The organism is Agrobacterium salinitolerans, assembly GCF_027498475.1.
Classification (GTDB): domain Bacteria; phylum Pseudomonadota; class Alphaproteobacteria; order Rhizobiales; family Rhizobiaceae; genus Agrobacterium; species Agrobacterium salinitolerans.
In genome coordinates this window covers 146,624-164,393 of the sequence record NZ_JAPZLN010000003.1, presented here as the reverse complement: position 1 = coordinate 164,393, position 17,770 = coordinate 146,624, and the positions used below count along the sequence as shown (strand labels likewise).

General features: G+C 59.0%; 17 protein-coding genes. 9 read left to right on the top strand and 8 right to left on the bottom strand.

Features of this window, described 5'->3' with window-relative positions:
• Positions 1-2: 2 nt before the first annotated feature.
• From O9X91_RS12755 to yajC, 3 genes are all read right to left on the bottom strand, one after another.
• Complete coding sequence (locus O9X91_RS12755; protein ID WP_269825653.1) at positions 3-395, bottom strand: Mth938-like domain-containing protein; 393 nt, start codon at positions 393-395, stop codon at positions 3-5.
• A complete protein-coding gene (gene secDF, locus O9X91_RS12750) occupies positions 395-2,959 on the bottom strand; it encodes a protein translocase subunit SecDF (RefSeq protein ID WP_077982247.1) in 2,565 nt (854 codons plus the stop codon). The genes O9X91_RS12755 and secDF overlap by 1 nt, the downstream gene beginning before the upstream one ends.
• Before the next feature lie 80 nt (positions 2,960-3,039).
• Positions 3,040-3,387 (bottom strand): preprotein translocase subunit YajC, encoded by a 348-nt coding sequence (gene yajC / locus O9X91_RS12745; RefSeq protein ID WP_003524964.1) that lies wholly within the window; start codon positions 3,385-3,387, stop codon positions 3,040-3,042.
• 206 nt (positions 3,388-3,593) lie between these two features.
• Between yajC and O9X91_RS12740 the strand changes: the two genes are divergently transcribed.
• Positions 3,594-4,466, top strand: a complete 873-nt coding sequence (locus O9X91_RS12740; RefSeq protein ID WP_077982246.1) for an ATP-binding protein — start codon at positions 3,594-3,596, stop codon at positions 4,464-4,466.
• 160 nt (positions 4,467-4,626) lie between these two features.
• Complete coding sequence (gene fdhA / locus O9X91_RS12735) at positions 4,627-5,817, top strand: formaldehyde dehydrogenase, glutathione-independent (RefSeq protein WP_077982915.1); 1,191 nt, start codon at positions 4,627-4,629, stop codon at positions 5,815-5,817.
• An 87-nt stretch (positions 5,818-5,904) separates the two neighbouring features.
• Here fdhA and O9X91_RS12730 read toward each other — a convergent pair whose 3' ends face one another.
• Positions 5,905-6,567: a TetR/AcrR family transcriptional regulator gene (locus O9X91_RS12730; protein ID WP_142912254.1), complete on the bottom strand. Its 663-nt coding sequence runs from the start codon at positions 6,565-6,567 to the stop codon at positions 5,905-5,907.
• Between the two features lie 115 nt (positions 6,568-6,682).
• On the opposite strand from O9X91_RS12730, the gene O9X91_RS12725 reads away from it, so the two are divergent.
• Positions 6,683-8,077, top strand: a complete 1,395-nt coding sequence (locus O9X91_RS12725) for a cytochrome P450 (RefSeq protein ID WP_142912255.1) — start codon at positions 6,683-6,685, stop codon at positions 8,075-8,077.
• Between the two features lie 58 nt (positions 8,078-8,135).
• Here O9X91_RS12725 and O9X91_RS12720 read toward each other — a convergent pair whose 3' ends face one another.
• The 3 genes from O9X91_RS12720 to O9X91_RS12710 form a co-directional block, all read right to left on the bottom strand.
• Positions 8,136-8,339, bottom strand: a complete 204-nt coding sequence (locus O9X91_RS12720; RefSeq protein ID WP_003502851.1) for a DUF3126 family protein — start codon at positions 8,337-8,339, stop codon at positions 8,136-8,138.
• Positions 8,340-8,479: 140 nt separating this feature from the next.
• Entirely contained in the window at positions 8,480-9,304 is an 825-nt protein-coding gene (gene cysE / locus O9X91_RS12715; protein ID WP_077982243.1) for a serine O-acetyltransferase, read from the bottom strand.
• Positions 9,305-9,447: 143 nt separating this feature from the next.
• Complete coding sequence (locus O9X91_RS12710; RefSeq protein WP_142912256.1) at positions 9,448-10,224, bottom strand: alpha/beta fold hydrolase; 777 nt, start codon at positions 10,222-10,224, stop codon at positions 9,448-9,450.
• 170 nt (positions 10,225-10,394) lie between these two features.
• Here O9X91_RS12710 and O9X91_RS12705 point away from each other — a divergent pair, with 170 nt between their 5' ends.
• Positions 10,395-10,640 carry a zinc-finger domain-containing protein gene (locus O9X91_RS12705; RefSeq protein ID WP_035223329.1) on the top strand — a complete coding sequence of 82 codons (246 nt, stop codon included), beginning with the start codon at positions 10,395-10,397 and terminating at the stop codon, positions 10,638-10,640.
• Between the two features lie 30 nt (positions 10,641-10,670).
• Positions 10,671-11,852, top strand: a complete 1,182-nt coding sequence (locus tag O9X91_RS12700) for an FAD-dependent monooxygenase (RefSeq protein WP_142912257.1) — start codon at positions 10,671-10,673, stop codon at positions 11,850-11,852.
• A 2-nt stretch (positions 11,853-11,854) separates the two neighbouring features.
• On the opposite strand, the gene O9X91_RS12695 is transcribed toward O9X91_RS12700, so the two are convergent.
• Positions 11,855-13,042, bottom strand: coding sequence for a cystathionine beta-lyase (locus tag O9X91_RS12695; RefSeq protein ID WP_142912258.1), 1,188 nt, complete (start codon positions 13,040-13,042; stop codon positions 11,855-11,857).
• Between the two features lie 376 nt (positions 13,043-13,418).
• Between O9X91_RS12695 and O9X91_RS12690 the strand changes: the two genes are divergently transcribed.
• The 4 genes from O9X91_RS12690 (at position 13,419) to O9X91_RS12675 (ending at position 17,691) form a co-directional block, all read left to right on the top strand.
• Positions 13,419-14,441 (top strand): amino acid ABC transporter substrate-binding protein, encoded by a 1,023-nt coding sequence (locus O9X91_RS12690; RefSeq protein WP_162520376.1) that lies wholly within the window; start codon positions 13,419-13,421, stop codon positions 14,439-14,441.
• Positions 14,442-14,549: 108 nt separating this feature from the next.
• On the top strand, positions 14,550-15,746 hold the full coding sequence (locus O9X91_RS12685) for an amino acid ABC transporter permease (protein ID WP_080790696.1): 1,197 nt from the start codon (positions 14,550-14,552) through the stop codon (positions 15,744-15,746).
• A gap of 2 nt (positions 15,747-15,748) precedes the next feature.
• On the top strand, positions 15,749-16,906 hold the full coding sequence (locus O9X91_RS12680; RefSeq protein ID WP_080790695.1) for an amino acid ABC transporter permease: 1,158 nt from the start codon (positions 15,749-15,751) through the stop codon (positions 16,904-16,906).
• A gap of 11 nt (positions 16,907-16,917) precedes the next feature.
• A complete protein-coding gene (locus tag O9X91_RS12675; RefSeq protein WP_137410420.1) occupies positions 16,918-17,691 on the top strand; it encodes an amino acid ABC transporter ATP-binding protein in 774 nt (257 codons plus the stop codon).
• Positions 17,692-17,770 lie beyond the last annotated feature (79 nt).

Genomic DNA, 17,770 nt, shown 5'->3' with positions numbered 1-17,770 from the left:
TGTCAGCCTTCGACGGCAATCAGCGCCGCAGCCACAGCGCGCGATTCCGACAGCATGATATTATAGGTGCGCACGGCGGCGCCCGTGCTCATCGGGTCAACGGCAATGCCCGCCTCCTTGAAGGCGGCGCGCAATTCCTTCGGCAGAACCCGCATGCCATCACCCGTTCCGATCAACAGCACTTCGATATCCTGCGCTTCCGCCAGAAGCTTTTCGAAATGTCCGACAGTCAATTCTTTCGCATCAATGGGCTCCCACCCATAGATACCCGAAGGCAGGAGCAGCAGCGAACCGCGATGCGACATGTCGGCAAAGCGGAACCCGCCGTTGCCATAGGCATCGATGGGCGCCCGGCCGGGAAAATGGGCCGGGCGTATTTCGATCCCGCCAGCCATCAGACGGCAGGCTTGCCGCCGATGGCGTTACCGGACTTGTCGTCCTTCTCGTCTTCCGCATCCTTGCTTTCGGGGCGCAGCTTGAACGCAATCAGCACCGGAGCTGCGATATAGACCGAGGAGAACACCCCGATACCGACGCCGAACAGCATGGCGAAGGTGAATGAGCGGATGACCTCGCCGCCGAAGAGGTAGAGCGCGAGCAGCGCCAGCAGCACGGTCAGACCGGTAAGGATGGTACGCGACAGCGTCTGGTTTAGCGACGCGTCGATAATCATCGGCAACGGCATCTTCTTATAGCGCCTGAGGTTTTCGCGGATGCGGTCATAGATGACGACGGTGTCGTTCAACGAATAACCGATGATCGTCAAAATCGCCGCGATACTGGTCAGGTTGAATTCTATTCCGAGGAACACGAACAAGCCTATCGTGAAGACCACGTCGTGCACCATGGAGATGACCGCACCGAGCGCGAACTGCCACTCGAAACGAACCCAGATATAGACCATGATCGCCGCCATGGCGAGCACTACGCCGATCGTGGAGGACGTGGTCAGGTCGCCGGAAACGGCGGGGCCGACAACCTCTACACGGCGGAAGTCATATTTGTCCTCAAGCTCACCGCGCACCATGGTGATGGCGGACTGTTCGGCATTTTCCCCGCCGTCCTGCGCCTGGATGCGGATGAGAACATCCTGCGGCGTACCGAAATTCTGCGCCTGGATTTCACCGAGGTTCAGCTGGTTCAGACGATCGCGAATATCGGCAATATCGGCATCGCCCTGCTTGGCGCGCACTTCGATGACCGAGCCGCCCTGGAAATCGATACCGAGGTTGAGCCCCTTGGCGACGAAGCCGCCGACACAGGCGAGCATCACGGCGCCGGTGATCATGAAGACCACGCGACGGTAGCGCATGAAGGGGATATCGCGGCCGTCGAACATGGCGGTGCGGACACCCTTCGGCAAGTGTTTCGGACGACTGCGGCGAACCCAGTAGCCGAACATCCACGCCGTCAGCGTATAGGCCGTGAACACGGTTGTGATGATACCGACGGCCAGCGTGACCGCGAAGCCCTTGACCGGACCGGTACCCATGTAGAACAACACGCTAGCCACGATCAGCGTCGTCAGGTTGGCGTCGACAATGGTCGCAAAGGCGCGGGTGAAGCCGTTATCCAGCGCCTGAATCAGTGGTTTGCCGCTTTTCACTTCCTCGCGTATTCGCTCATAGATCAGAACGTTGGAATCCACGGCCATGCCGATGGTCAAGACGATACCGGCAATACCCGGTAGCGTCAGCGTCGATCCGATCACACTCAGCACCGCAATCAGCATCACGACGTTGACGATAAGGGCGATATTCGCCAGCAGGCCGAAGAAGCCGTAGAAGACGAACATGAAGATGAGGACGCCAACCGCGCCGATCGCGCTGGCAGTCAGGCCGGCGGTGATGGAGTCGCTACCGAGGCTCGGACCGACGGTGCGCTCTTCAACCACGGTCAGCGTGGCCGGTAGCGCGCCGGCGCGGAGCAGAACCGCGAGATCGTTGGCGCCCTGCACCGAGAAATTACCGGAGATTTGTCCCGAACCGCCGATGATTGGCTCACGGATGACAGGCGCGGAGATGACCTGATTATCGAGCACGATGGCGAAAGGCTTGCCGACATTCTGCTGCGTCGCCTGCGCAAAGCGCTGCGCACCGCGGCTGTCGAAACGGAAGGTAACGACCGGCTCGTTGGTTTGCTGGTTGAAGCTTGCCTGCGCGTCGACGAGATTGTCGCCGGAAACAAGCGCACGGCGTTCCACCAGATAGGGAACCGGGGGATCGTCCTGCGAATAGAGAACCTCGGAGGTCGCGGGCGGACGACCATTCATCGCTTCCTGTACCGGCATGGTGGTATCTACCATGCGGAAGGACAGCTTTGCCGTCTGGTTCAAAAGCGATTTCAGGCGCTGCGGATCCTGAAGGCCGGGCACCTGCACGATGATGCGGTCCGAACCCTGACGCTGGATGAGAGGCTCGGTGGTACCGACTTCGTCAACGCGGCGACGCACGACCTCGATGGACTGCGACACGGCGGACGACAGACGGTAGTCGATGCCTTCATCCGTCAGGTTGAGCCTGAGCAGATTGTCGCCACCGTCATTCATCGTCACTTCGGTGATGGAGCCGCCAACCAGCGTGCCGGCGGACACCGGCTGCGTCAGTTCACGAAGTGCATTCTTTGCTGCTTCCACCTGAGCGGGGTCGCTGATGCGGACCTGGATCTGCTGCCCGTTGCCGGTAAGCCCCGAATAGCGGATGTTGGCGTCGCGAAGCTGCGTACGCACATCGCCCACGATCGTTTCAAGCCGTTCCTTGACGATGTCGGAACGCTCTATCTTGAGCATGATGTGCGAACCGCCCTGAAGGTCGAGACCGAGCGTTACCTTGTTGTCCTTGTACCAGGCAGGCATGCCTTCCAGTTGCTTGTCCGTAAACAGGTTGGGAGAGGCGATGACGACGCTTGCCAGCACAAGCAGCCAGATGAAGACTGTTTTCCAACGGGAAAAATGAAGCATTTCGATCTCGGTCAGGGTTGGGGTCGCGCTACGCGCAACCCGTCAAAATTCGCAATCGGGCATTCGATAATCCGGCAGGATCAGGAAGCGGCTTCCGTCTTGACCACTTCGCCCTTCACACGCACTTCGGCAATGTAGGCGCGGGCGGCACGGATTTTCACGCCTTCAGCGATTTCGACTTCGAGCTCATTGTCATCGATGACCTTGGTCACCTTGCCGACGATGCCTCCGCCGAGAACGACCTGATCGCCGCGGCGAATATTGGTCAGCGTTTCCTGGCGCTTCTTCATCTGCGCACGCTGCGGGCGAATAAGGAAAAAGTACCAGACCACCATGAGCGGCGCAAACAGGAAAAGCATTTCAAGGCCGGAACCGAAGGCCGATGCGCCGCCTGCTGCGTCCTGGGCAAAAGCTTGACTAATGAACATATAAAACTCCTCAGAATTACGGCACGACCTTGGATGCCGCCCCAGCTTTCAAGCCGCCGGAATATAGTGGGGAACGCCGGGATTGCAACAGATGCAGGGCCCACGCCGTACCGATTCCGGACCTCTTAACCTTTATGGGCCTGAAACGCCATGCTAGGCCGGGCGCAAAACAGAGTTTTGAACACCAGACAAGCGGAAGAAACACCATGATTCGAGAAGAAACGGCCTCCCTGCTTCTTTCAGAACTGCGCCGGCTCACCATCGCCGTGGAACGTCTGGCCGGGCCGGCGCCCGCCGTAAACGACTGGAATGCGGCCGATTGTTTCGTCTGGGTCCCAGTCAACTCCTTCATCCAGCCGGTTCCCCGCCCCAACCGCATCGCCCTGAAACTCATTCGCGGCGTCGACCATGTTCGCGACATTCTTCACGAAAACACGCTGCGTTTCGCGGAAGGTTTTGCCGCCAATAACGTGCTCTTATGGGGCGCACGCGGCATGGGTAAATCCTCGCTGGTCAAGGCCGTTCACGAAGATGTGCGCACGGCGAGCGGCGTTTCGCTCAAACTGGTGGAAGTGCACCGCGAGGACATCCACACCCTGCCCGCTTTGCTCGACATCCTGAAGACGTCAGGTCATCGCGTCATCGTCTTCTGCGATGATCTTTCCTTCGATCACGACGACACGGCCTACAAGTCGTTGAAGGCGGCGCTGGATGGCGGCATTGAAGGACGACCCGACAATGTGCTTTTTTATGCGACGTCCAACCGCCGCCATCTTCTGCCCCGCCACATGATGGAGAACGAGCAGTCCACCGCCATCAATCCATCCGAAGCGGTTGAGGAGAAAGTCTCGCTTTCGGACCGTTTCGGCCTGTGGCTCGGCTTCCATAAATGCGGCCAGGAAGACTATCTGACGATGATCGACAGCTATGCGACACATTTCGATCTGGGTCTGGACCGTGAAACGCTGCATCACGAGGCGCTGGAATGGGCGACCACGCGCGGCGGCCGCTCGGGCCGTGTGGCCTGGCAATATATTCAGGACGCCGCCGGCCGCCTCAGAAAGCCACTCGAAAGATAACGCGCCCTGACATCGGGCGAAACACGGTGTCGTTACGACCACACCGCGTGTCGTATTCCCGAACGCCACATCTCCCCTCCCGTGGTTTGCTACACCCACCCAGTCATCCTGCCGCAGAGGAGCGGACAGGTACGGTGTTCGAACCATGGAGGAGATGGATATGAGCAGGAATAGAGGCGTCGTTTACATGCGGCCGGGTCAGGTCGAAGTCCGCGACATCGACGACCCCAAGCTTGAAGCGCCGGATGGCCGCCGCATCGAGCACGGCGTCATTCTCAAGGTGATTTCCACGAATATCTGCGGCTCCGACCAGCATATGGTGCGCGGTCGCACCACCGCGATGCCGGGCCTCGTTCTTGGCCATGAAATCACCGGCGAAGTCATCGAAAAAGGCATCGACGTCGAGATGCTGCAGGTCGGCGACATCGTCTCCGTGCCGTTCAACGTCGCCTGCGGCCGTTGCCGCTGCTGCAAGTCGCAGGATACCGGCGTCTGCCTGACCGTGAACCCTGCCCGCGCCGGCGGCGCCTACGGTTATGTCGATATGGGCGGCTGGATCGGCGGACAGGCCCGTTACGTCACCATCCCCTATGCCGACTTCAACCTGCTGAAGTTCCCGGACCGCGACAAGGCGATGTCGAAAATCCGCGACCTCACCATGCTGTCCGACATTTTGCCGACCGGCTTCCATGGCGCGGTCAAGGCAGGCGTCGGCGTCGGCTCCACGGTCTATGTCGCGGGTGCCGGCCCGGTCGGCCTTGCTGCCGCCGCCTCCGCCCGCATTCTGGGTGCGGCCGTTGTCATGGTCGGCGATTTCAACAAGGATCGTCTCGCCCATGCGGCAAAAGTCGGTTTTGAACCCGTCGATCTTTCCAAGGGCGACCGGCTGGGCGACATGATCGCGGAAATCGTCGGCACCAACGAGGTGGATAGCGCCATCGACGCCGTCGGCTTCGAAGCCCGCGGCCATTCCGGCGGCGAACAGCCAGCCATCGTTCTCAACCAGATGATGGAAATCACCCGCGCCGCCGGCTCCATCGGCATTCCCGGGCTTTACGTCACCGAAGACCCCGGCGCGGTTGACAACGCTGCAAAACAGGGCGCCCTGTCGCTGCGCTTCGGCCTCGGCTGGGCAAAGGCGCAATCCTTCCACACCGGCCAGACGCCGGTGCTGAAGTACAACCGCCAGCTCATGCAGGCGATCCTGCACGACCGCCTGCCGATTGCCGATATCGTCAACGCCAAGATCATTGCGCTCGACGATGCCGTGCAGGGATATGAAAGCTTCGATCAGGGCGCGGCCACCAAGTTCGTGCTTGATCCGCATGGCGATCTGCTGAAGGCAGCCTGATATAGCCGACAATTCTTCCATGGAATGAAGCGCCCGCGGCAATGTCGCCGCGGGCGTTTTTTATCTCCATGTCTCCGACTGAAGATATTACGCTTCGTTTGTGGCAAGCGCTTCGAGCGCGGCAATGGCGTCCGCCGAGAGGTAAGGCCTGAACAGGCTTGAGACCTGCCGCAAGCCCCACTCCAGTTGCTGTGGTCCAAATTCGCTGACACCTTCCTGCAGAGTGAGATAGGCCGCCCAATAGGTCGAAACGATCCACAGATTGGTCAAAACCGCATCGCGCTCATTTTCGGGAATAATCACCAGCCGCGCTTTCTGCATGCGCCCGACGATGTCTCCAACGGCAAGCCGCATCTCAGCACTTATCGTCCTCACCGGCTCCACCAGTCCCGGCGCAAGCGCAAGCAGACCGACGAGATCGCGAAACAGAAAGCGGTAGTTCCACACCAGCGAGAACCATTGCCGCAGGAAACCGGCATAGGTTTCCGCCGCCCCCTCATCTGCCCCATCGACGGTCGCGACCAATGCCACCGCATCGGCCTCGAAGCGCGCAAACAGCGCAAGAACCAGCAATTCCTTTGTACGGAAATGGTAATAGAGATTACCCTCGTTGATCTTCACCGCACCGGCAATTTCCGCCGTCGTTACACGGTCTGGCCCCCGCCCGTTGAAGAGGTCGAGAGCGGTATCCAGAATCCTGTCGCGCGTGGAGGATCGAGCACGCGCCGGTCGTTTCGCATCATTGCTCATTATCGAAATCGCATCCCGCTATTGAAAATTAAGGTGATCACCTTAAATTATTCAAAATAAGGTACACACCTTAACAGCAAGTTGTCATTGTTCAACGGGCATAAAGGACCAGCAGATGACCGAAACCGGCCTTCGCACCCCGTCCACCGATACGACCGGACCGCAATCCGTATCGAAACTCGCCACGGCGCGTCTCGCTCTCTCCCTTATCCGCAATCCGTTGAAGGCATTGCCGCCGGAGATTTTCAGCGAACCCGCGGTCTTTAGCCACCTCGGCGGCATCATGCGGGTTCATCTGGCCGATCCCGTGCTCATCCACGAGGCTCTAGTGAAGAATGCCGCTCTGCTCGGCAAGGGTGAAGATGTCCGCCGGGCACTCGGCCCCGCGCTTGGCCAAGGCCTTCTGACGGCCGACGGCGATCACTGGAGGTGGCAAAGGCAATCCGTCGCCGCCGCCTTCCGCCATGAAAAGCTGCTGGAATTGCTGCCCGTCATGATCGAAACGGCCCGCCGCACGCAAACACGCTGGCACTCGTCCTCCACCGCCGACATCGATATCGGCCATGAAATGATGCGGACCACCTTCGACATCATCGTCGAAACCATGATGTCGGGCGGATATGGCATCGATATCGGCCGCGTGGAGCAAAGCATCACCGATTACCTGAAACCGACCGGCTGGACCTTCGCACTTGCCATGCTGGGCGCACCGGAATGGCTGCCGCATCCCGGCCGGCGCAAAGCGCGCGCCGCGGTCGATTACCTGCGCACCAGCCTTGCAACGGTGATCGCTGGCCGGCGGCAGAATCCCACCGACAGGGCCGATCTCGTCTCCATGCTGCTTGAAGCCAGGGACCCGGAAACAGGCAGGACGATGAACGACACTGATATCATCGACAATCTGCTGACCTTCATAACCGCCGGCCATGAAACGACTGCCCTCGGCCTTACCTGGACATTTCATCTTCTGTCGCAGAACCGGGAAATGGAAAGAAAGGTGGTTGAGGAAATCGAGGCCGTCACCGCCGGCAAGCCGGTTGCAGCCGAACATGTCGCCAATCTCACCTATATCAGACAGGTGTTTTCGGAGGCGATGCGGCTTTACCCGCCTGCCCCCGTCATAACGCGCACCGCGCTTCAAGACTTCAGGCTCGGCGAACATGACATTCCGGCCGGAACCGTGTTGTACGTACCGATTTATGCCGTACACCGGCACACGGCCCTTTGGGACGAACCCGAACGCTTCGATCCGTCACGTTTTGAACCCGAGAAGGTGAAGGCGCACCACCGATACGCCTATATGCCATTCGGCGCCGGGCCGCGTGTCTGCATCGGCAATGCGTTCGCGATGATGGAGGCCGTGGCGATTCTTGCCGTCATCCTTCAGACGAACCATCTTGAAAACAAAACCACTGCGTCGGCGGAACCGCTGATGCGGGTGACATTGCGGCCGCAGGAGCGGCTGATGATGCAGATCACAGATCGTCAAAACAAATCGCCCGCGGTGTAACCACCACGGGCGACTGTTTTATTGAATGCGAAACTCATCCGTCACCGGATGGTGACGATCACAGATCGACGTCGAGGATCGCCATGGAGAAGTTGTAGGAACGGTCGCCGTCTTCGTCATCGATGTAGACGACGCCGAGAAACTCTTCGCCAAGATACACTTCGGCGGAATCGTCCTTGCGCGGACGTGCCTTCACAATCATTTTTTCATTGAAAGTGCGCTTGAAATAGGCGTCGAGTTTTTTGATTTCGTCGGCTTTCACCACTATTCTCCTGTGCGGTTCACGTTGGCCCGCTTTTGGCATGGGATAAAGGCCAAAGTAAAGTGAAAGCGGCACGTCATCCGCGTCTTCCACACGCACAACCGTGAAAATGCCGGCCCATCAGAGCGCGACAGGGCCGGTCAGATATCGGCCCCGATAAGCTGGTCCATCAGACGCGAGGGTTCCGAACACCCTGCTTCTCCCACCACCCGCGCCGGCACGCCGGCAACCGTGGTCTTCGGCGGAACGGGTTTCAGCACCACCGAACCGGCGGCAATGCGCGAGCAGCTGCCGATCTCGATATTGCCGAGGATTTTCGCCCCCGCACCGATCATCACGCCATTGGCGATCTTCGGGTGGCGGTCCGCACCTTCCTTGCCGGTGCCGCCGAGCGTGACGCCGTGGAGGATGGAGACGTTGTCACCGATCACCGCCGTCTCGCCGACCACCAGCCCGGTGGCATGGTCGAGGAAAATGCCCTTGCCGATACGCGCGGCCGGATTGATATCGGTCTGGAAGATACTCGATGAGCGGCTCTGCAGATAAAGCGCCAAATCCCTGCGGCCCTTTTGCAGCAGCCAATGGGCGAGCCTGTGGGTCTGGATGGCCTGGAACCCCTTGAAATAGAGGAGCGGCTCCATGAAGCGCGTGCAGGCGGGGTCGCGGTCGTAAACGGCCTGAATGTCGACGCGCAGCACGCTTCCCCATTCCGGCCAGTCATCCAGCATGTCCTGGAAGGTCTGGCGCAGCAGCACGGCCTGCATGTCGGGATGATCGAGCAGTTCGCAGATGCGGTAGATCACACATTCTTCGAGAGACCGGTGGTTGAGGATGGTCGAATAAAGAAAGGCCGAAAGCAGCGGATCCTGTGCCGCAGCACTTCGAGCTTCATTGAGCAGGCTGCCCCAGATGGGATCGACGATCGCCAGCTGTTCCGGCTGACGGGCCTCGGTACGTGCGACCATGAATGGTCTCCTCGTTTGCAGTGGTCGTTCTTTATACAGAAAAAGACGTGCATTAGAAATGGGATTCGAATGACGACTTTAAAGGCGGCAAGGCTTCAGTTTTTCTTCATGCAGCATGAAAAAACGTTTCTTGCCGCGCCCGCTCAAAGCGAGCGGTAAAATTCCAGCACCGCCGCCTTGAACACCCGGTCGCCGACGGCCAGCATGTGGTCGCGGCCGGGAATGTCGATCGCCCGCGCATGCGGCATGATCGCGGCAAGCTCCGTACCGGAACCGGCAATATCGTCCTTCGTTCCAACCGCGATCAGCGTTGGCGCATCGATCTTTGCCGCCTGTTCGCGGGTGACGAGAACCCGGGACGTCTCGATACAGGCGGCAAGCGCAAGCCGGTCGCTTTTCGTCTGGTCAGCAAAAGCTCGGAACATGCGGCCGCGCTCATGGGTGACGACATCGAGCGAAGGTGCGAGAAGCGCCTCGGCAATCGGATCCCAGTCGCCAACGCCTTCGACCATGCCGATGCCAAGCCCGCCGAAGACCAGCGACCGCACGCGCTCCGGATGCGCCATGGCGAGAAATGCGGAAATGCGCGCGCCCATGGAATAGCCCATCACATGCGTCTCGGCGATACCGAGATGATTGAGCAGCGCCACCGCGTCCCCGGCCATGACGGGCGGATAATAGGCTTCGGAATCGTGCGGCTTGTCGCTTGCGCCATGGCCGCGATTATCGATGGCGATCACGCGGTAGCCCGCCTCGCCCAGCGTCTTCACCCAGCCGGGATGCACCCAGTTGACATTAGCGCTGGAGGCAAAGCCATGGATCAACAAGACCGGATCGCCCGCCGGATCACCCTCATCGAAATAGGCAAGGCGAAGACCGTCATGGGAAAAATCGGAAAATTGCGGCGTGTTGAGATTCATCAAGGACATCCTTTTTGCCGGACCATATGGCAGGAAAGCACAAGATTGAACATGTTTTGCTGACGATTTTTATGGAGATGCAATGCGTTTGAGGCTACATATCCGCAACGACGAGCCGATGCGAGAAGACGGATTGCGGCTCGATAACGATATTGCATTTGGAGACGAACATGGCCGGGCATTCCATTCCCCACTTCCAGAACGATGGCGGACACAGCGTGATCGAGATCGGCGTCAAGGAATTCATGTGCACCGGCGCTTCCGTGCCTTACGATCACCCGCATATCTTCATCGATATGGGCGACGACAATGAGAAGGTCTGTTCCTACTGCTCCACCCTTTACCGGTACAATCCGTCGCTGAAGGCCGAGCAGACCAATCCTCCGGGCTGCGTCTTCCATGTGAAGGCCGCCTGACCTTCCACTTTTCCTGATCGGGGCGCACCAATGCCCATCAAATCCGTAGCCATTGTCGGTGCCGGCATCGCCGGTCTCACCGCTGCCCTGTCTTTTGCCCGTTACGGGATCGACTGTGACATCATCGAGCAGGCCGGTGAGCTAACGGAAGTGGGCGCCGGCCTGCAACTCTCGCCCAATGCCGCCCGCATTCTCGACACGCTTGGGGTACTGCCTGATATCGAGGCGCGCTGGACCGAACCTCTCAGCGTCGAACTCGCCTCCGGAAAATCGCTGGCCACGCTGCTCTCCCTGCCGATGGGCGCGGTGGCCCGCAGCCGCTGGGGCGCACCCTACGGCGTACTGCACCGCTCGACGCTGCAGAATGCACTTTTCCAGGCGGTGACACGAAACCCGCTCTGCCGCCTTCATCTCGGCAAGCGCATCGAAAACGCGACGGTGGACGTGATTGCCGCAACCACCTTCCGTGACCATGACCTGATCGTCGGCGCGGACGGCGTCTGGTCGGCGGCGCGTTTCGCGGTCCCTTCCGCCCCCGCAGCCACCTTCTCCGGCAATATTGCCTGGCGCTTCACGGTCGCCGCAAACGATGTGCCGTCAGCCATCAACAAAAGCGCCGTGACCGCCTATCTCGGCTCCGGCGGCCATATCGTCGCTTATCCGCTGAAGGAAGTCGGCGGCTTCAACATTGTCGCCATCGCGCTCGGCGCCGACCCGGGCGCAACCTGGCGGGCGGAATCGGGCGGGCGACAGAAAGCCATGCTGCTGGAACAGTTTCGCGGCTTCAGCCCGGATATCGTCCGATTGCTCGATTCGTCTGAAAATCCGACCTTCTGGCCGCTCTATCAGGCCGGCCCCGGCCGCTGGCATAATGGCCGTGACACGGTGCTGATCGGCGATGCGGCGCATGCCATGATGCCCTTCGCCGCGCAGGGCGCCGCGATGGCGATAGAGGATGCGTTTGAACTTGCGTGGGCGACGGCAGGCGGTAATGCCGAAAAGCCCCTGCCCTTGTCGCAGGCCCTTGCTGGCTTTGAGGCCCTGCGCCTGCCGCGCATAGAAAAGGCCCGCAAGCGGGCCTCCCTCAATCGTTTTGCCTATCACGCCATAGGCCCGGTGCGTATTGCGCGGGACTTCGTGTTTTCCACGCGCCCCACCGACGCCTTCCTGAAGGATTTCGACTGGCTCTACGGCTACCGCGCCAAAGGCTGAGGTTAAATCCCGGCCGCAGCCGCAAACCCGGCCTCGATGTCCTTCTTGAGATCGGCGATATCCTCGAGCCCGATCTGCAGGCGGATGACCGGCCCTTCCGACGGGCCCTTGGCAATAGTTCTGTCGACAAGCGAGACCGAAACGGCAAGCGATTCGTACCCGCCCCAGGAATAGCCCAGCCCGAAGAAGGTCAGCGCATTGAGGAAAGCGGCCGCCGCCTGCTTATATTTGCCTTCCTCCGCCTTCAGCACAAAGGAGAAAACACCGCTTGCGCCCTTGAAGTCGCGCTTCCAGAGTTCGTGCCCTGCAAAACTCGGCAGCGCCGGATGCAGTACACGAACGACGTCGTCACGGCTCTCCAGCCATGTGGCGATATCGAGCGCGCTTTTCTGATGGTGCGCCAGCCTGATTCCCATGGTGCGCATGCCGCGCAGGATCTGGTAGGCATCGTCAGAGGTAACGCAGATGCCCAGATTGGCATTGGCCTGATCAAGCGCCTTCCAGTGCTTTTCATTGGCCGAAACGAAACCCATCAGCACATCCGAATGGCCAGAAGGATATTTGGTGGCGGCGTGAATGGATACATCGACGCCGAAATCGAGCGGCTTGAAATAAAGCGGCGTCGCCCAGGTATTGTCCATCGTCACCACACAATCATGCCGGTGAGCGATATCCGCGATCAGCCTGACATCCTGAATCTCGAAGGTGTTGGAGCCCGGCGCTTCCAGATGCACCAGCTTGGTGTTCGGCCGGATGAGAGCCTCTATGCCCTCCCCGATTGCCGGGTCGTAATATTCCACCTCGACACCCAGCTTTTTCAGCATCGTATTGCAGAAACGGCGCGTCGGGAAGTAGACGGAATCGACGATCAGCGCATGGTCACCGGCGGCGAGATAGGCAAGGAATGGCACGGTAATGGCCGCAAGACCCGAAGGCACAAGGATAGTTCCGAACGAACCTTCCAGTTCGTTGACGAGATTGCACAAGGCATCCGTCGTCGGCGTGCCGTGGGTGCCATAGGTGTATTTCTGGTTTTCGGTCGAGAGCGTCTCCGCGTCGGGAAAAAGCACAGTCGAGCCACGCACGATGGGCGGATTGACGAAACCGAAACAGTCGGCGGGATCGTTGCCGCCGTGGGCCAGGCGCGTATTCACACCTGCGGCGGAAAGCAGGTCATTTGTCTTGGTCATTTCAGATCAACTTTCGAAGGAACATTGACGCGTTCGACAATGCTAAGAGTGCAACGCAAGGTCAAGTCCGGCAGGGACGCCAGAACGGGTCGGAGCGACCCGTCGCCGACCAGAATACAAGAAGTATGCAAATACTGTGCAAGTGCAATTTTCCGCAAAAATATGCTTATATTTTCACCCTTTGCACACTTCCCGACCAAAATTTGGAAAATTCCGTTTTATAGGCACAATTATTGCCCGCACGTCTTGACCCCGCTGCCAATTGCGATTGTGATAGAAAGAGCGGATCGAAAAAGATCTCGCTGAAGGGGGAGCTGGGGAAAATAAATATGCCGGTCCTCTTCCAAGTGACGATAACAAACAAAGGTTGGGAAAAATGAAAAAGGCAATTCTGTCAGCCGCCATCGGCGCAGCAGTTTTGGGAGGAGCCTCGGTCGCTTCGGCTGCGACGCTTCAGGATGTCAAGTCGAAAGGTTTCGTCACGTGCGGCGTTAGTGCTGGCATTCCGGGATTTTCCAATCCCGATGACAAGGGTGAATGGTCCGGTATCGACGTTGACTATTGCCGTGGTATCGCCACCGCGGTTTTCGGTGATCCTTCGAAAGCCAAGTTTGTCGCCCTTTCGAGCAAGGACCGCTTCCCGGCTCTCCAGTCCGGTGAAGTCGATGTTCTGACCCGTAACACCACCTGGACGATCAGCCGCGATACGTCGCTGGGCTTCAACTTCCGCACCGTCAACTATTATGACGGCCAAGGCTTCATCGCCAAGAAGGGCCTCAACGTGAAGTCCGCTCTTGAACTCTCCGGCGCCGCCGTCTGCGTTCAGACCGGCACGACCACCGAGCTCAACCTGGCCGACTACTTCAAGACCAACAATCTGCAGTACAACCCGGTCGTTTTCGAAAAGGAATCCGACGCGACGTCTGCCTATGATTCCGGTCGTTGCGACGTCTACACCACCGACCAGTCGGGTCTTTACGCCATCCGTCTGAAGCTGAAGAACCCGGAAGAAAACATCGTTCTGCCGGAAGTCATCTCCAAGGAACCGCTTGGCCCGGCCGTTCGCCAGGGTGACGACCAGTGGTTCGACATCGTGACCTGGGTTCACTATGCGATGGTCAACGCCGAAGAGCTTGGCGTCACCTCCAAGAATGTCGATGAGCAGAAGAACAGCGCCAATCCGGACGTGAAGCGCCTGCTCGGCACGGAAGAAGGCACCAAGATCGGCACTGATCTCGGCGTGACCAACGACTGGGCCTACAACATCATCAAGCTGGTGGGCAACTACGGCGAAGTCTTCGACCGCAACGTCGGCGCAGGCTCTCCGCTGAAGATCGAGCGTGGCCAGAACGCGCTGTGGACCAAGGGCGGCCTGCAATACGCACCGCCGGTCCGTTGATCGGCCCTATTACCGGCTAGATCATATAAGGAGGCTGGGCAACGCCCGGCCTCCGCTTCAAATTATATAAATAAGCTCGCAAAGAGCATATAAAAGGGAAAGGTGCCTATGGCAGGCAACGCGGTCAGTTCGCAACGATCGCGCGCGCAAAGCGCGTCGTCATTTATCTACGATCCACGCATACGCGGCATTTTTTATCAGGTCCTGACAGTCGTCGTCCTGGCCGCCTTCGTCTGGATCATCGTGACGAATACGATCACCAATCTTCAACGGTCAAACATCTCGTCCGGCTTCGGCTTCCTCGATGGAAGAGCCGGTTTCGATATCGGCCAGTCGCTGATCGCTTATACCAGCGATGCGACCTATGGCCGGGCATTGCTCGTTGGCATTCTCAACACGATCCAGGTTGCGTTTTTCGGCATCATCGCCGCCTCGATCATCGGTTTCATCGTCGGCATCGCCCGGCTGTCCAACAACTGGCTGATTTCGAAACTCGCGCAGGCCTATGTGGAAATCTTCCGCAACATCCCGCCGCTGCTCGTCATCTTTTTCTGGTACAAGGGCGTCATCTCGGTTCTGCCGCAGGCGCGCGAATCGCTGGAACTTCCACTCGGAACCTACCTCAACAATCGCGGCTTCTTCTTTCCCAAGCCGTTGTGGGGAGAAGGCACCTGGCTCGTGCCGCTGGCCTTTCTCGTCGCCATTGTCCTCAGCTTCTTCGTTTACCGCTGGGCGAAGGCCAGACAGGAAAGAACCGGGCAGCAGTTCCGTACCGGAATAACGGCGACGCTTCTCATCATCGGCCTGCCGCTGGCCACATTTCTGGCGCTTGGCGCACCGCTGACATTCGACTATCCGATTGCCGGACGGTTCAATCTCACCGGGGGCGCGGTCGTCGCACCTGAATTCATGTCGCTGTTCCTGGCGCTCTCCTTCTATACCGCCTCCTTTATCGCCGAAATCGTTCGCGGCGGCATCAAGGCCGTGGCGAAGGGGCAGACGGAAGCTGCGGATGCACTGGGACTTCGCGCCAGCACCACGACGCGCCTGATCGTCGTTCCGCAGGCGATGCGCATCATCATCCCGCCGCTGACGAGCCAGTATCTCAATCTGACCAAGAACTCGTCACTCGCAGTCGCCGTCGGTTTCGCCGACATCGTCTCGGTTGGCGGCACGATCCTGAACCAGACGGGTCAGGCGGTTGAAATCGTTGCAATCTGGCTGGTCATCTATCTCTCGCTGTCCCTGCTCACGGCCGTGGTCATGAACTGGTTCAACGCGAAAATGGCCCTGGTGGAGAGATGACGATGACGATCAGCAACCAAGCCTTCGTGCGACAGACCATTGAAGAAGCCCGCCCCGCGCCATCCAGCGCGGTCGGGGTAACGCATTGGCTGCGCACCAAACTCTTCGCCACGCCCAAGGATACGGTTTTCACCGTCATTGCCATCGCTCTGCTGGCCTATATTGTGCCACCGATTATCGATTGGCTGTTCATCGACGCGGTATGGACCGGCAGCGATCGTATCGCCTGCCTGACCGCTTCGCAGGGCGGCGCGCTGCCGGACGGCCAGTCCGGTGCGTGCTGGGCTTTCGTTTCGGCGAAGCTCGGACAATTCGTCTTCGGCCGCTATCCGATCGACGAACGCTGGCGTCCCATCCTGGTGATGGTGACCTTCGCTATCCTCCTGATACCGATGCTGATTCCAAAAGCGCCGTTCAAGCGACTGAATGCGCTGGCGCTTTTCATCATCCTGCCCTTCATTGCATTTTTCCTGCTCATCGGCGGCGTCTTCGGCCTGCCTGTGGTCGAAACGCAGCTCTGGGGCGGCCTGATGGTGACGCTCATCCTGTCATTCTTCGGGATCACGGTGTCACTGCCCTTCGGCATTCTTCTGGCGCTCGGCCGGCGCTGCAACATGCCGGTGATCAAGATGCTCTGCGTACTCTTCATTGAGGTCATCAGAGGCATTCCGTTGATCACCGTCCTGTTCTTCGCCAGCATCATGCTGCCTTTGTTCCTGCCCGACGGCTGGACCTTCGACAAGTTCCTGCGCGCGCTCGTCGGCGTGTCGCTGTTCTCCTCGGCCTATATGGCGGAGGTGATCCGCGGCGGCCTGCAGGCCATTCCAAAGGGACAATATGAAGGTGCGGATTCACTCGGCCTGAACTATTGGCAGAAGACGAGACTGATCGTGCTACCGCAGGCGCTGAAGCTCGTCATTCCGGGCATCGTCAACACCTTCATCGGGCTGTTCAAGGATACGTCGCTGGTCTCGATCATCGGCATGTTCGACCTGCTCGGTATTGTCACACTCAACCAATCGGATGCGAACTGGGCCACGCCCGTCACCGCCATGACTGGCTATATTTTCGCAGGCTTCGTATTCTGGATATTCTGCTTCGGCATGTCGCGTTATTCGCTGTTCATGGAACGGCACCTCGACACCGGGCATAAACGATAAGGGACGCTCAAATGGCAGAAACCCAAGCAAAAGAACTGGCCGTCTCGACTACGGACGTGGCGATAGAACTCATCGGCATGAACAAGTGGTATGGCGACTTCCACGTGCTGCGCGATATCAACCTGAAGGTCATGAAAGGCGAGCGCATCGTCATCGCCGGCCCTTCGGGCTCGGGCAAGTCCACCATGATCCGCTGCATCAACCGGCTGGAAGAACATCAGTCAGGTACGATCAATGTCGACGGAATAGAACTCACCAACGATCTCAAGAAGATCGATGAAGTGCGTCGTGAAGTCGGCATGGTGTTCCAGCACTTCAACCTCTTCCCGCATCTGACGATCCTTGAAAACTGCACGCTGGCGCCGATCTGGGTTCGCAAGATGCCCAAGAAGGAAGCCGAGGAAGTGGCTATGCACTATCTGACGCGCGTCAAGATCCCCGAGCAGGCGAATAAGTATCCCGGCCAGCTGTCCGGCGGCCAGCAGCAGCGCGTGGCGATTGCCCGCTCGCTCTGCATGAAGCCGAAGATTATGCTGTTTGACGAGCCGACCTCGGCGCTCGACCCGGAAATGGTGAAAGAAGTGCTCGACACCATGGTCAGCCTCGCCGAAGACGGTATGACCATGCTATGCGTAACCCACGAAATGGGCTTTGCCCGTCAGGTCGCAAACCGCGTCATCTTCATGGACCAGGGCCAGATCGTCGAACAGAATTCGCCCGCCGAATTCTTCGACAATCCGCAGCATGAGCGCACCCGGCTGTTCCTCAGCCAGATTTTGCACTGAGACTGCAATCGACACGTATATCGAGCGGGGCCGTTTCGGCCCCGTTTTCGTTTCTGGAGATCTGCTGAAATCTTTATCT

Coding starts and splice junctions, on each gene's coding strand:
- O9X91_RS12690 (WP_162520376.1), top strand. CDS start 13,419: ATGAAAAAGGCAATTCTGTCAGCCGCCATCGGCGCAGCAGTTTTGGGA.
- O9X91_RS12740 (WP_077982246.1), top strand. CDS start 3,594: ATGATTCGAGAAGAAACGGCCTCCCTGCTTCTTTCAGAACTGCGCCGG.
- O9X91_RS12680 (WP_080790695.1), top strand. CDS start 15,749: ATGACGATCAGCAACCAAGCCTTCGTGCGACAGACCATTGAAGAAGCC.
- O9X91_RS12705 (WP_035223329.1), top strand. CDS start 10,395: ATGGCCGGGCATTCCATTCCCCACTTCCAGAACGATGGCGGACACAGC.
- O9X91_RS12725 (WP_142912255.1), top strand. CDS start 6,683: ATGACCGAAACCGGCCTTCGCACCCCGTCCACCGATACGACCGGACCG.
- O9X91_RS12710 (WP_142912256.1), bottom strand. CDS start 10,224: ATGAATCTCAACACGCCGCAATTTTCCGATTTTTCCCATGACGGTCTT.
- O9X91_RS12700 (WP_142912257.1), top strand. CDS start 10,671: ATGCCCATCAAATCCGTAGCCATTGTCGGTGCCGGCATCGCCGGTCTC.
- cysE (WP_077982243.1), bottom strand. CDS start 9,304: ATGGTCGCACGTACCGAGGCCCGTCAGCCGGAACAGCTGGCGATCGTC.
- secDF (WP_077982247.1), bottom strand. CDS start 2,959: ATGCTTCATTTTTCCCGTTGGAAAACAGTCTTCATCTGGCTGCTTGTG.
- O9X91_RS12730 (WP_142912254.1), bottom strand. CDS start 6,567: ATGAGCAATGATGCGAAACGACCGGCGCGTGCTCGATCCTCCACGCGC.
- O9X91_RS12675 (WP_137410420.1), top strand. CDS start 16,918: ATGGCAGAAACCCAAGCAAAAGAACTGGCCGTCTCGACTACGGACGTG.
- O9X91_RS12695 (WP_142912258.1), bottom strand. CDS start 13,042: ATGACCAAGACAAATGACCTGCTTTCCGCCGCAGGTGTGAATACGCGC.
- yajC (WP_003524964.1), bottom strand. CDS start 3,387: ATGTTCATTAGTCAAGCTTTTGCCCAGGACGCAGCAGGCGGCGCATCG.
- fdhA (WP_077982915.1), top strand. CDS start 4,627: ATGAGCAGGAATAGAGGCGTCGTTTACATGCGGCCGGGTCAGGTCGAA.
- O9X91_RS12755 (WP_269825653.1), bottom strand. CDS start 395: ATGGCTGGCGGGATCGAAATACGCCCGGCCCATTTTCCCGGCCGGGCG.
- O9X91_RS12685 (WP_080790696.1), top strand. CDS start 14,550: ATGGCAGGCAACGCGGTCAGTTCGCAACGATCGCGCGCGCAAAGCGCG.